The 13,520-nt window shown below is 47.4% G+C and carries 9 protein-coding genes and 2 pseudogenes; 5 read left to right on the forward strand and 6 right to left on the reverse strand.

Annotated features, from left to right (window positions below; genetic code table 11):
- Positions 1 to 212: pseudogene (locus E5S67_RS32330) on the forward strand (IS630 family transposase); the annotation flags it as partial.
- 210 nt (positions 213 to 422) lie between these two features.
- On the opposite strand, the gene E5S67_RS08835 reads toward E5S67_RS32330, so the two are convergent.
- From E5S67_RS08835 to E5S67_RS08845, 3 genes and pseudogenes are all read right to left on the reverse strand, one after another.
- The gene (locus E5S67_RS08835; RefSeq protein ID WP_172186678.1) at positions 423 to 833 is read right to left on the reverse strand and encodes a hypothetical protein; all 411 of its coding nucleotides are present in this window, start codon (positions 831 to 833) and stop codon (positions 423 to 425) included.
- A 267-nt stretch (positions 834 to 1,100) separates the two neighbouring features.
- On the reverse strand, positions 1,101 to 2,909 hold the full coding sequence (locus E5S67_RS08840) for an aspartate kinase (protein WP_172186679.1): 1,809 nt from the start codon (positions 2,907 to 2,909) through the stop codon (positions 1,101 to 1,103).
- 285 nt (positions 2,910 to 3,194) lie between these two features.
- Positions 3,195 to 3,958: pseudogene (locus E5S67_RS08845) on the reverse strand (Uma2 family endonuclease).
- 111 nt (positions 3,959 to 4,069) lie between these two features.
- Here E5S67_RS08845 and E5S67_RS08850 point away from each other — a divergent pair.
- Together E5S67_RS08850 and E5S67_RS08855 are read left to right on the forward strand one after the other, a co-directional pair.
- Entirely contained in the window at positions 4,070 to 4,729 is a 660-nt protein-coding gene (locus tag E5S67_RS08850) for an HAD family hydrolase (RefSeq protein WP_172186680.1), read from the forward strand.
- Between the two features lie 404 nt (positions 4,730 to 5,133).
- Positions 5,134 to 8,478 carry a PAS domain S-box protein gene (locus tag E5S67_RS08855; RefSeq protein ID WP_172186681.1) on the forward strand — a complete coding sequence of 1,115 codons (3,345 nt, stop codon included), beginning with the start codon at positions 5,134 to 5,136 and terminating at the stop codon, positions 8,476 to 8,478.
- A 266-nt stretch (positions 8,479 to 8,744) separates the two neighbouring features.
- Here the strand turns inward: E5S67_RS08855 and E5S67_RS08860 are convergent, their stop codons facing one another.
- A complete protein-coding gene (locus tag E5S67_RS08860; protein WP_172186682.1) occupies positions 8,745 to 10,991 on the reverse strand; it encodes an iron uptake porin in 2,247 nt (748 codons plus the stop codon).
- Between the two features lie 167 nt (positions 10,992 to 11,158).
- On the opposite strand from E5S67_RS08860, the gene E5S67_RS08865 reads away from it, so the two are divergent.
- Both E5S67_RS08865 and E5S67_RS08870 read left to right on the forward strand, forming a co-directional pair.
- Positions 11,159 to 11,890: a sucrose-phosphate phosphatase gene (locus E5S67_RS08865; RefSeq protein ID WP_172186683.1), complete on the forward strand. Its 732-nt coding sequence runs from the start codon at positions 11,159 to 11,161 to the stop codon at positions 11,888 to 11,890.
- 429 nt (positions 11,891 to 12,319) lie between these two features.
- Entirely contained in the window at positions 12,320 to 12,673 is a 354-nt protein-coding gene (locus E5S67_RS08870) for a DUF6464 family protein (protein ID WP_172186684.1), read from the forward strand.
- Between the two features lie 81 nt (positions 12,674 to 12,754).
- Here E5S67_RS08870 and E5S67_RS08875 read toward each other — a convergent pair whose 3' ends face one another.
- Together E5S67_RS08875 and E5S67_RS08880 are read right to left on the reverse strand one after the other, a co-directional pair.
- A complete protein-coding gene (locus E5S67_RS08875) occupies positions 12,755 to 13,105 on the reverse strand; it encodes a late competence development ComFB family protein (protein WP_172186685.1) in 351 nt (116 codons plus the stop codon).
- A 77-nt stretch (positions 13,106 to 13,182) separates the two neighbouring features.
- A complete protein-coding gene (locus E5S67_RS08880) occupies positions 13,183 to 13,491 on the reverse strand; it encodes a DUF1830 domain-containing protein (RefSeq protein WP_172186686.1) in 309 nt (102 codons plus the stop codon).
- Positions 13,492 to 13,520: the final 29 nt, after the last annotated feature.

The following is a 13,520-nucleotide window of genomic DNA, read 5'->3' on the forward strand; positions in this document are numbered from 1 at the left end:
GGTCAATTACTTGTATTTTATTTGCTCCCAATGCTCCCCAACAGAATCCCGTTGAAGATATTTGGTTACAAGCTAAAAACTTTTTAAGAAAGTATTGGTATCTATGTAGGTCTTTTAAGATTGTCAAATTTTTATTTGAGTTTTTTACTAACGAACATAAATTTGATTTCCCCAAAATACGTCAATATACTTACACAAAGAAAATCATTTAGGATTGCTCTAGATATAGAAAATCATTTAGGATTGCTATAGGGAAAAATTAACAGAAATACCCTGTTTGTTTATACGTTGGCGCAAATAGTAGGCGTCCGATTTGACGATCGATCTATCCCGATCTATCCATCCTTTTCGGAGAGCTCGGTAAACAAGTGTAAGATCCGGTAATGTTTCAAACTCTGACGCACTCCCTGAAGACGGTTCTATCATATTTTGTTAAACCACTGCAACCAGTAAACTAATGTTGATGATGAAGCGATATCTTCGACCGCATTTTCATTTTTTGCATGGTGATAAATATCAACTGGTTGCTCTGCACTGAACGGACAAAATAGGCGAACTGTACGCTCTGGTTCTAAGCTTGTCCAATCTAGTGTAATACTGCCTCTGTCATCTGTACCTGTAGAGCATTTTGGAAAACTGTTTCCCATGCTATCGTAGGCTTCTACAACTAACTTCATCGCTGTCCTGAAAGCATATTCAGTCGGTCTCAAAATCCCGTACTCATCCTCTTCTTCTAAATCTAAAAGTTCGATCAGACGTTCAACAGTGATTCGGAAATTCAATAAACCGCTATTGCTACTGCTATCAGTAATCTGTTCTTTCGCTACAGTCATAAGATTCAATCCCTTTTAGGCGATCGCCAGTTTCATTTTAACACAGCCTCATGCTGTGAAATTTGCACTCAAAACTCCCATTATTGACCGTCGATCGATATTTGCAAGGACAAAGCATTGCCTTGTCCAAATCCGAATATATTTGTAGGGATACAGCACTGCTGTGTCCCCGATATTTGCAAGGACACGGCAGTGCCGTGTCCCTACCGAAAACCGCCATACAAGAACCGATCGGACGCAATCTTAATTCCCGATTACAAACCTGTATTAGGCGGGAACTTGGATTTTTTCGGTGCCGGCAAGTTCAAAGGCTGCGTGTATTGCTTTCAAAGCAGTTACACCTTGTTCCTCATCCACAACGCAGCTAATTTTAATCTCGGAAGTGGCAATCATTTGAATGTTGATTTGCTGGCGAGAAAGCGCTTCAAACATCTTTGCCGCTACTCCCGGATGCGCTACCATCCCGGAACCGACAACGCTAACTTTGGCAATTTGTGTATCGACAGCTACTTCGCCCCATCCGAATTCGGGGGCGGCTTTTTTGAGGGCGTCTTTAGCAGCTTCGGCGTCAATTTGTGCTACGGTAAAGGCAATGTCGCGAGTTAATATGCCGTCGATATTGTGGCAGCGCTGCGACTGAATGATCGTGTCTACGCTGATATTTTCCTCGGCTAAAAGTCCGAACATTTTTGCTGCTACTCCGGGTCGATCGGGCAATTGGCGAATTGCTAGACGCGCTTGATTGATATCCAACGCAACGGCGCGGACTGCGGGCGGTTTTTGGGATGATGAACGCCGCCCAATAGGGGAGTTGGCGACATCAAATGCTTTGCAGAGTTCGGCAACGGCCCGATCGCAATCTTCGGCATCGATCGCACAACTAACTTTTACCTCGGAAGTGGAAATCATTTGAATGTTAATTCCTGCATCCGCTAAAGTCTTAAACATCTGCGCCGCTACCCTCGGACGACCGATCATTCCCGCACCCGCAATGCTAACTTTAGCGATCGGCTTTTCTTCTGCTTTCACTTCCGGTTCTCCCAATTCTGGGCGAGAATTCTTGCCGAGGGTGGGCACGATCGCATCTGCAACGGCGACAGCTTGATTGAGGGAATTTCGCCTCACTGTAAAGGCAATATCGTTAGTATTTCCTTCGTGAATTGACTGGATAATTAAGTCTACATCGAGGTTTTGTTGCGCGATCGCACCAAACAACCGCGCTGCTACGCCGGGGCGATCGGGCAAACGCAACAGCGACACCCCCGCCTGATCCAAGTCAAATTCCACCGCATCCACCGCTTTTGCGAGCTCCAAGCCCTCCAAAGGCCGGGATTGCGCGGGAGGCGACACTACCCGCGTACCGGGGGCGTCACTCCAGCTAGAAAGCACTACCAGGGGCACGCCGTAATTCTTGGCAATTTCTACAGCGCGCGGGTGGAGGACTTTTGCGCCCAAACTCGCCAATTCCAGCATTTCGTCGCAAGTGATTTCGTCCATCAATTGGGCGTCGGCAACCAAGCGCGGATCTGTAGTCAGAATTCCGGGCACGTCGGTATAAATTTCGCACCTGTCGGCCCGCAGCGCTGCGGCGAGGGCTACTGCTGTTGTGTCGGAACCGCCGCGCCCCAAGGTGGTAATTTCCAATTCTCCGGCATTGGCGATGCCTTGGAAACCCGCAACCACAACGACTTTACCGCTTTTTAACTGGGTTTCAAGCCGATTCGGGTCGATTCGCAAAATCCGGGCGCGGGTGTGGGCGGCTTCGGTGACAATGCCAACTTGGGCGCCGGTGAGGGAAATTGCGGGCTGTCCCATTTCCTGCAATGCCATGCTCAAAAGTGCGATCGAGACTTGTTCCCCAGTGGAAAGCAACATATCCATTTCCCGCTTGTTGGGATTTGCGGAAATTTCCTTGGCGAGTTTAACTAAACCGTCGGTGGTTTTGCCCATCGCCGAAAGTACGACAACCAAAGAGTTGCCAAGCTGTGCTGTTTTTACAACTCGTCGGGCTACTTCCAGAATGCGATCGACTGTACCAACCGAGGTTCCGCCATATTTCTGAACAATTAGTGCCATAGGACTTACACAAAAAGTGATGCAATACTTAAGCTAATATACGCAAATTTTTGATAATAACCGATGAATGTTTATATCGTTTCTGAGGAGGCTGCTAGGCGATCGCATTTTTACAGCACATGATATTCCTAGGGACACTGAATTGCCGTGTCTCTACCGGCATCTGCGACTTATGCGAATTTAAGTTTTTGATTTAAGAATTGCCAATGACTTATGAAGAACCCAACCCCGATAATCATCAGTCATCCCCAATCTAAAATCTAAAATCTAAAATCTAAAATCGAATTACTCGCCTTCTAACTCTCGCAAACGCGCTTCCAAAGCTTGAATTCGCAGCTCAGCTTCTGTGCGCCTTTGTCGTTCTCGTTCAGCAGCCAATTCGGCTTGTTCTGCCCGTTCCTCGGCAGCCTGCAGCAAATTCCCGGAAGCACCCACCAGCGCAGCCAAGGCAGTTCTACGCCCCGATCGACCCCTTGCCAAATGCCTAATTCCACTCGTATTTGTGCGATCGGGTAATGTCCGCGCTTATTTTGTGGGACTAACTCGAACCGATCCTCTACCAAATGATACACTTCAACTTGCGCTTTTTTGACTTCATAAATGCCGTAAAAAGCAAGTCTAATTATCCGATCGTAAATCTAGAATTTGCCCTGGCGAGAAGTCCTATCTCTTTCTTCACTGCCATCGCCAGAAACAAATTCAAGTACAATCAGAGGCGGCATTAATTCCTGCCACATTACACAGGAGCGGCGAAGATTTCCGTCAAGAGTTGGCGGCACGTCGGACACGTAAAACCAATCAGGTGCTGCGGCTCCTCTTTCTGGCGGTTCCGGGGGCCGGGACACTCGCCAATAAATACCGGAATCTTGACCGATGCAGTATTGTCCGTCGGGATGAATTTGGTCTAAAATGGGTCGAATTGATGTTGTTAACAGGATGCTTTGAGAATGTTCTTGGAATTTTTTTACAAAAGTACCATTGGAGTCTGGTAATTGAGTGTGGTCGGGGAAATCTGTTGCTATAATTTCTGGTTTTTCGGCGACACTCATGTTGACCTCTTGAATGTTAAAAAATTATAGTTATAATTGGTGACTTAGAGATGAATAATGCTATTATGTCATTGGAAGTCTGCGGTTGCTATGTATAAAATTTTCATAAATATGAGTCAGTACAAGTTAATTATTTTTGACTTCGACGGCACTTTGGCAATTACTCACAAAGCTATTGTATTTTGCTTTACAAAAACTTTTGAAACTTTCAATATTACCCCGCCTGCTGCTGATACTATTATAGGTACGATCGGCATCAATTTACCAAATAGTTTTAAAATCCTCCATCCGGCGATCGAGGAAAGCGCAATTCCCGAATGGGTTGAAACTTACCGCTCTTATTATCGGACGGAAGGTGAAAAGCAGGTAGATTTATTTCCGGGGACAAAGCAAGTCTTGCAGTTGGCGCGCCAGTCGGGATTGAGCCTGGGAGTTTTCAGCAACAAACACGTTAGTTTTGTTAATTTATTATTAAAAAATTTTAAAATTCACAGTTTTTTTGATTTAATTTTAGGTGATAACGGACAAATAATTCTGAAACCAAATTCGGCTGTTTTTCACTCGATTATTAAACCGCTGTTCCCGGAATTGGATAACAGTCAAATTTTAATGATTGGCGATACAGCGATTGATTTGCTGTTTGCTAAAAATGCTGGGATAGATGTTTGTTGGGCGGCTTACGGATATGGCGATCGCGCTCAGTGTCTCGCCCTAGAACCGACTTTCGCGATCGACGATATTTCGGAACTTGCTGTGTTCGTTAAAAATTAATTTTTCATTATTTTTTTCAGAAGAGTTTGAATCATTTAAGTAAAAGACATTAACTAAGAAATATTTTAATATAGCCGGACGCTCTATTTTTTTGATTGAAGTGAAAAAATAAATCCCCGAACCTGTAAGCCACCCAAAGGCTGCCCAATAAACCATACCAAAGATAGAGTTATCGCGGTAACAGTTATTATAAATTAACAATTAGGATTCTTGAGAAGGTAGAAAGCAGAAAGCAAAAGGCAGAAAGAAAAAAACGAGGGAAGCCAGATTTTTTCTAGGTAAAATTTACAGCCAAAATTCTGCATAAGAGCCTTCTAACTTCTGCCTTCGGCAAACAGGAAATTCTGTTAAAATCTAGGGTGCGGCCAGTCGGGATAGACAATAAACTCAATTTATAGAAACTCATGCAGATCGATATAAGCATTCCTTCTGAAACGCTATCGCCGACTCGCACTGGCGGCAATCCACCGAATTTAATAGAAGAAGTATTTCGGCTGTACGATCGCGCCCTGGGAGCTACCAGCAACGGCATCTCGATCGCGGACGCTACCCGGCCGGACAAGCCCATAGTCTACTGCAACCAGGCTTTCGAGCGGATTACAGGCTACGATCGCAGCGAAATAATCGGGCACAACTGCCGCTTCCTGCAAGGCCCGGATACCGATCGCGCTGCCGTCGATCGAATCCGCGCGGCCCTGAAAGAACAACACGACTGCAAAGTAGTTCTGAAAAACTACCGCAAAGACGGCACCCCCTTCTGGAACGAACTCACCATCTCGCCCGTGCGCGACAGCAGCGGGATCGTCACCCACTTCATCGGCGTCCAATCTGATATCACCGATCGCTTCCAAGCAGAAGAAGCCCTCAAACAAGCCGAGGCAAAATACCGCAGCATCTTTGAAAACGCCACCGAAGGCATATTTCAAACCGCCCCAGACGGGTGCTACCTCAGCGCCAACCAGGCACTCGCCCGAATGTACGGCTACGATTCCCCGTCAGAACTGATCGCAAAATGTTCGGCAAAAAACCTTTACGCCGATCGCACCCGCCGCGCTTCCTTCATTGCCGAAATCAGCAAAAACGGTTCCCTGAAAGAGTTTGAATCCTGCGTCCACCGCAAAGACGGCAGCACTACCTGGATCTCGGAAAACGTGCGCGAAGTCCGCGGCGCAGGCGGCGAACTCCTTTACTACGAAGGAACCGTCGCCGAAATCGCCGCCCGCAAACAAGCCGAAGCAGCCCTGCGAAATCAAGAATACTGGCTGAAAACCGCGATCGACGCCGTGCCCGACGCGATCAACCTCACAGACAGCGAGGGGCGCTGGCTGATTGCCAACGACTGCGCCCTCAAACTTTTGGGCTGGGAAACCGCAGACTACCAGGGTAAAACTACTGCCGAACTCGCTGCCGCCGCCGATCCCAGAGTCAGAGAAATCCTGCTAAATTGGCAGGAAACCGACGAAACAACCTGGCAAGCAGGCACTCTCACCTCTAGCCGCCAAATTGTCCCCTTGCCCACAGGCGGCAGCAATTTGTTTGAAGTGCGGAAAGTGCCGCTGTTCAACCCCGACGGTTCGCGCAAAGGTTTGGCAGTCGCGGGGCGGGACATCACCCAGGAAGTGGAAGCGGATGCAGCTTTGCGAGACAGCGAACAGCGGTTTCGGGCAATTTTTGAACGCGCTGCGATCGGCATGGTAGTCGCTACCCTCGAAGGTATGGCGATCGCCACTAATCCGGCATTTCAAGCTATGCTGGGGCGATCGGAAGCTCAACTGCGGGGTGCGGGCCTGGACGAATGCACGCACCCGGAAGACGTACAAGCTTCGCGCGAGTTGCGCCAACAGTTGGCGGCGGGTTCGCGCGAAGCTTACCAAATCGAGAAGCGCTACCTCCGCCCAGACGGCAGCATCCGGTGGGGACGCCTCAGCGCATCTGCGCTCGACAGCAGTCAGGGAAAGCCGCAGTTTATTTTGCAAATGGTAGAGGATATTACCGATCGCAAACAAGCCGAGTCAGCTTTGTTGCAAAATGAGGCTAAATGGCGATCGCTGATTCTCAACAGTTCCGACATGATTACTATTCTCGACGCCAGCGGTCGCATTGTTTACGAAAGCCCTTCTGTAGAAACAGTTTTGGGCTACGAACCTGAGGAACTCGCCCGTCAAATTGCCGTCGATTTCATCCACCCAGACGACCTGCCCTCGCTGATGTCCGACGGCGAAAAAATGATCGCAAATCCAGGCGATCCGATCGCCCTAGAAGGTCGGTTCCGGCGCGCTGACGGTTCTTGGTGTTTTCTCGAAGGCGTCGGCATCAACTTGCTAGCAGACCCCGCTGTGAGCGGAATTGTAATCAACTCCCGCGACATGACGGCGCGCAGGCAAGCAGAGTACCGCCTCAGCAAAATTAACGAGTGCTTTTTGGGATTCACCACCGACGCCAGTGACAACATCCAGCGCCTGACATCCTTAGCCGGCGAGCTTTTGGGCGGAAGTTGCGCTATCTACAGCCGCCTCGGTGGCGGTCTGCTGCGCGCGATCGCGACTTGGCAACCGCCGCCGGACTACCCGCTGGTCGATCGCGCCGAGGGCCACATCTGCACCGACGTATGCAGCAAAGGAAGCGATCGGGCTGTGGCCATTCCTGACTTGCAGAACACGATCTACGGCAAAATCGATCCCGCTGTCATCCGCTACCAACTGCGAAGCTATCTGGGACAAGCAGTGCGGCTGGGCGACAATTACGTGGGTGCGCTGTGCGTTCTCTACACTGAGCCGATCGCGCCCACAGAAGCCGACTGCAAGCTGATCGGAATTATTGCCGGGGCGATCGGAGTTGAGGAAGAACGGGCCGCCGCCGCCGATCGCGATCGCCAAAAATCCCAAGAACTGCAAACAGCTTTGCACGAATTGCAGCAAACTCAAATGCAGTTAGTACAAACCGAAAAAATGTCTTCCCTCGGACAGGTGCTAGCAGGAATTGCCCACGAAATTAACAACCCAGTGGGCTTTGTCGCCGGCAACCTCTGCCATGTCCGAGACTACGTTCTCGACTTGTTAGAAATCGTGCAAGTGTATCAAGCAGAGTACCCAGATTCCCCTGCAAAAATTCAGCAACAAGCCGAGGATATAGACTTAGAATTTCTAGCAAAAGACCTGCCAAAATTGCTCAATTCGATGCAGATAGGATGCGAGCGAATTGTAGAAATTATTCAAACTCTGCGCAATTTCTCGCGGGCGGACGAAGCGAAAATCAAGACTGCCGACATTCACGAAGGTTTAGAAAGTACCTTGTTAATGTTGAACAGCCGGCTGAAAGCCAAGGCAAACTGGCAGGGCATTGAAGTGATTAAGAAATACGGAGAACTGCCGCAAATACAATGCCATCCCGGACTGTTAAATCAGGTTTTTATGAATCTATTGGCCAATGCGATCGACGCCTTGGAAGAAAGCAGCATCAAAGCAAAAAATACAGCCGATACTATCTTTCCTACAATTACGATTCAAACTGAAATGATTGATAACAATCGCATTTGTATTCGGATTAAAGACAACGGCTCGGGCATTCCCGAAGATCAGATCGTGCGTTTGTTTGACCCGTTTTTTACCACAAAACCAGTAGGCAAAGGCACCGGTTTGGGTTTATCAATTTCGCACCAAATTGTCGTTGAAAAACACAACGGCAAATTGCAGTGTCTCTCGGAACCTGGTAAAGGTACCGAATTTATCATCGAAATTCCAATTAAGTAGAAGGAATCAGGAAGGCACTAAACGGATGAACATGAATACACGGATTAATTATTGAGTGTGTGTCAATTCATGTCATGTCCGTTTGATTCGGACTTGTATGAGGTTAAATTGTGTAGGGCCGGGTTCGCCTATATTTTTGATAATTATCGACAAATTATATAAACCGGCCCCGCCCATACTTAGAAACCGGGTTTTTTACCTTGGGTGCGGGCTACAACGCAATATTTTTGTGAAAAAACCCGGTTTCTGGGTTCCCGTGCGTGGAATTAAAAGCTAAACTGCGTCCGCAAATTGCCCACAAAAATTGTCGGGTTGTTATCGAAATTATTGGCATTGGCGATCGCATAAAATGCCGGCACGATGGAAATATGGTCGGTGAGAGGCAAATAATAAGCTGCCTCAATGTCGTACTGCGTGCCGCCATTCCCTCCGCCAGAAACCAGAAACCTCCGACCGCCAGTAAAGTCAAAAGGTACTACAAATGACACAGTAAGCAAAGCTCCTTCTTTGAACAAATCGGGAAATGCAAGTCCTAACTGATAAGATTGATTTTTGATCGTGCCGTCGGGTCGGTTAGTCTTGGGAAATATATTGGTTTCGGCGTAGCCGTAGCGGCCGAAAAGACCAAAGCGGGGAGTGACTAACCAATCGAAATTGAAACTATAAGTATTCGCAGTCGCATTTCCCAGGCGGCCGCCGAAACCGTCATCTGCCACACCGGTCAACGGCATGCTGTTAGGAGATCCAATTAAGCCACCGATTTGCTGGATGTTGGAACGGCTGTACAGAAAGCGCAAATTAGCCCGATCGCTCGGACTGAATGTTAATTCTGCTGTAGTCGTATTCGTGCCGCCAAACAAGCCTTGAGACGGATTGGAAGCGGAATTAAACACGGAATTCGGCAAAAATTCCGCACTCTCGCCCAAATAGCCAAAACGCAGTTTCAATGCGCGGCCGATATCCCACAAAACCAAAGCACCGGCACCGCGTTTGGTAGCGCTTAACAAAGGGCTGTTGTTAGAATCAAAGCTGCTGACACCGTTCACGAAAAAGTTAAACCTATTGTTGTCAAAGTAGCGGTAGAAATTAATCCTCGGCCCGACTACTACTTGCAAGCTGTTGCTAAGCGGGAACCGATAGGAAAGTTCCCTCAGGACAACTTCATTGGGATTTACTCCCGCAGTTTGATCGAGAAAAGGAGTGCCGAATGTATTGAAAAAACCCACCGAAGTAAACTGGTTGGCTGGGGAATTGCCGTTACCTACAGCTAGCTGTGTAATCAATTCGTCTTTCCCTGTAAAGGAAGTAGTGAGAGTCAACCAAACTAACTGGCTGAAAGTGATTTCTGGGTCGTCCACTTTCTGCACAATTGGTCGGTTGGTGACAGGATCGCGTCCGGCTACTCGATCGAGCGGAGCAGCATTTCCATTTATTGCTTCAACTCGGACTCGCTTGCCCGCAAAAGCTCCACTCAGGTTAAACCAAGCAAATCCGTTGAGTTTAGTAGTAGTTGAAAATTGGTTGGCTTCCAATTCAGCCGTTCGAGCTTCTAAAGCATCTACTCTACCGCGCAATGTAGCTAATTCTGCCGCAAATTCTTCTTGCAATCTTTGCAACGCAAGTAAATCTTCTCGCTTGACTAAATTACCAGTAGAACCGCCAAGTTGTTTGGTAATTTGATCCAAACAAGCGTTTAATCCGGCGGCGAATTCGTAGCGAGTCATTGCCCGATTGCCTCGGAATGTGCCGTCTGGATATCCTGCAATACAGCCGTATCTTTCTACTAGGGATTGCAAGGCTTGAAAAGCCCAATCTGTAGGCCGCACGTCGGACAGTTGGGAAACAGAGGTGACTTGTGCTGCGTCTTCTTGTATGCTGAGGTCATCAGCGGTGCCAGTCTCGCTGCTAATATCGGCAACTTTGCTGGCTTCAGCAACGTTTTGAGACTGAGGAGAGTTGGCAATTTCTAACTCCTGGGGGGGCAATTCGCGAATTGCCCCCGTTATTTGTGGGGCTGTTGCTGCGAGATCCTCTGTTGCTTTATCTTGTTTGGGTAAAGGGCGATCGACTGTTACTGTATTACGTTGGGGTAAAGCTCGATCCACCCATGCTGCATCAGTTTCGGGTAAAGCGCGATCGACTCTGGCTGTATCTGTTTCGGGTAAAGCACGATCCACCCATGCTGTATCTGTTTCGGGTAAAGCGCGATCGACTGTGGCTGCATCTGTTTCGGGTAAAGCACGGTTCACCCATGCTGTATCAGTTTCGGTTAAAGCGCGATCGACTGCTGAGTTAGTCTCTGCGGTTATCGCCGCTAACTGCGGTATCTCAATCTTACCTGCTGGCAGCGCTGCGTCTGGGGTAGCCGCAGGAACGGCACTACCTTCTAGCGCAACTTCTGGAGTTGAGGTATCCTGAATTTGAGCTGTTGCTGCGATCGGCTCCAAAGGCACCGCTACACCAGAAATCAGGAAAGACAGCCAAAAAGCTTTAACGGAGGTTGAATTATTCACAAAAACACTCACACCACTTGTTGAAAATTAAAGTGGGCCAATCTTAAACGATCAGCTTGCTTATAAATGTATTTTGTTTAACAAAATCTTATAAATAGTTAAAATTATGTTAGGAATCGATCGCTTCCTAATCACTAATCACGGATGACTACTGACTAATTCCCAAAATGAAGTTTTTATTAGTTACAGATTTAGACCACACGCTAGTGGGAGATGACGAAGCAACTCAAGTTTTAAATCAGCGCTTGCACTCAAAGCGATCGCAAATTTGTTTGGTTTACTCTACCGGGCGTTCTCATGCTTCAACTTGCGAATTAATTGCCCAAAAGCAACTGCTAGAACCTGACTATTTGATTGCAGGTGTAGGCAGCGAAATTTACCAAAACGGAGCCCTCGACTTAGATTGGGCGGAATATCTTTCTCAAGACTGGGATAAAATGGCGATCGCCTCTTTAGCTAAGCAGTTTTCCCAGCTTAAATCCCAATCTTTAAAAGAACAAAATCCTTGGAAAATCAGTTATTGTCTGGAACCAACAGCCGAAAACAGCTCGACTCTCCAGGAATTGCAGCAAAAATTAACTCAATCGAGACTGGCAGCTCAAATCATTTTTAGCAGCAATCGCGATGTGGATATTTTACCGCATACTAGCAATAAAGGCAATGCCCTTACTTATTTACAAAAGCGCCTGCAAATTCCATCGGAGGCAACATTAGTTTGCGGTGATTCTGGCAATGACATCAGTATGTTTGAACAGGATGTCCGGGGAGTAATCGTAGCCAATGCTCTGTCAGAACTCTTAGATTGGCATCGCGAATACGGCACTGAAAATCATTATTTAGCAGGTTCTGATTGCGCTTGGGGAATCATGGAAGGAATGGCATATTTTTGGGAATTTTGATTGCTTAAAATCCGGTTTGGTTTGTAGTGAGGACTAAAGCCCTCATAAAAATTAAAGGACTGAAGTCGTCCCTACAAACGCACCCCAAGCACCCCAAGTCCCGCAAACCCTTAAAATCTGTTCAGCAATCTCAACCGCATACCGATCGAACCTGCGAGTTACGATACCATCAGCGTGTACTGCTTTATACTACCTAATCGAACTTAACTTTAGTTACCTAAAGCCAGTTGAAGTTTATTTCCTAGGCTTTTGGGTAGTCTGCTATCCCAAGATAAGCCGGCGATCCCCCGATCGCCAAAGGTTATATAGTTAAGTTTAGCGCCTCAACCTGAATTACTCTCTCTAAAAGAACTTATCTTTCTAGATGAAGAAGATGTAGGTTTAGTCAACTATTTGCCCATTTAGTTAAGCTCGCTCACACACCGCCAGATGGAACAAAATACTTTACCCATAGAGGTGATTCTCTCTCACCCCCGCCAATCCTTAGGCAGCATTCGGCTGGATTGGACGCCACAACCGGGGAACTATCTAGATTTAGAGGGACAAACCTACGCTGTTTTGGAACGCCACCACCGCTATCAACTCAAATCCGGCCGCTACCGATTGCAAAAAATTGCCCTCTACGTGCAGTCTGCTACACCGCCGAGGGAAAGAACTTTTGTAAGCGGCATCTGGGTTATCGGAGATGCTAGCTGCCGCTTTAATGCTCGATCGGAAATTCTGCGCTGTGCTGTCAATCCCAATGGCCCGTGCGATCGCTGCTGCGATTACGAAAAGTCTTGAACCATCGAGCCAGTACACAATTCCAGCTTCCCAACCGAGAGTGCCTAGGATCTGGGCGTCTCCCTCATTTACGACAAACTATCAAAACCAACCAGCAACTCTGGAACCGAATTTAAGTTCTTCAGGAAGGCCGTAATCTATCTTCTGATAGCTGTGCAGCACGTCGCGAATGCCAGTATGAATCAAATTTTCTATGTGCAGCAACTGCTCTGAAGAACAGCGAACCTGGAGTGTTTGGTTTGACACAGACTCGCCGGAGTCGATCGCAGTATATCTATTAGGAATTCTGCTGAGCACGTAAGCAATTAAATCCTGTCGCAAGCCAGATGCCGAAAAAGCTTGTTGGTAGGGATGCGTCGGATAAGACTCCAAGATAATTTCTACTTCCTCTGTGACTACCGCCAAGGTAATATTGACAAGATTTTTCTGCATTTTTACCGTCCCCAAACACTCGTTAACTAATATTTTTGTTGCCGATATCGAGATAATCGTGTGATTTCTGCTGAATCTTAGCGGGCTAATACCGCACATTGTCCTTCGGGACTCACCAGCTCTATCTCGGAACTTACCTCTTCTATAACCCGCAAGACGTAGCAGGGAATCTTGTCCGATAAAATAGCACTTGCCACCGTACCCGTATGAATTTCTAAGACGGCTTCTGATGCAGCTTCAAACATCAGTCGCTGTCCCGGAAACACCACTCTTTCAAAGTGCCAATTAGGAATATTCCCAATCCGCAGCACCTGAACTAGGTTGCTAACATTTGCGTAATAGCACAGAATCTGGTTGTTACCTTTAGAAGGTAGCTGATATGACATTGGAAAAATCTCCACACTCTTTCAACAAC

The organism is Microcoleus asticus IPMA8, assembly GCF_013179805.1.
In the GTDB taxonomy this organism is placed as follows: Bacteria; Cyanobacteriota; Cyanobacteriia; order Cyanobacteriales; family Microcoleaceae; genus Microcoleus; species Microcoleus asticus.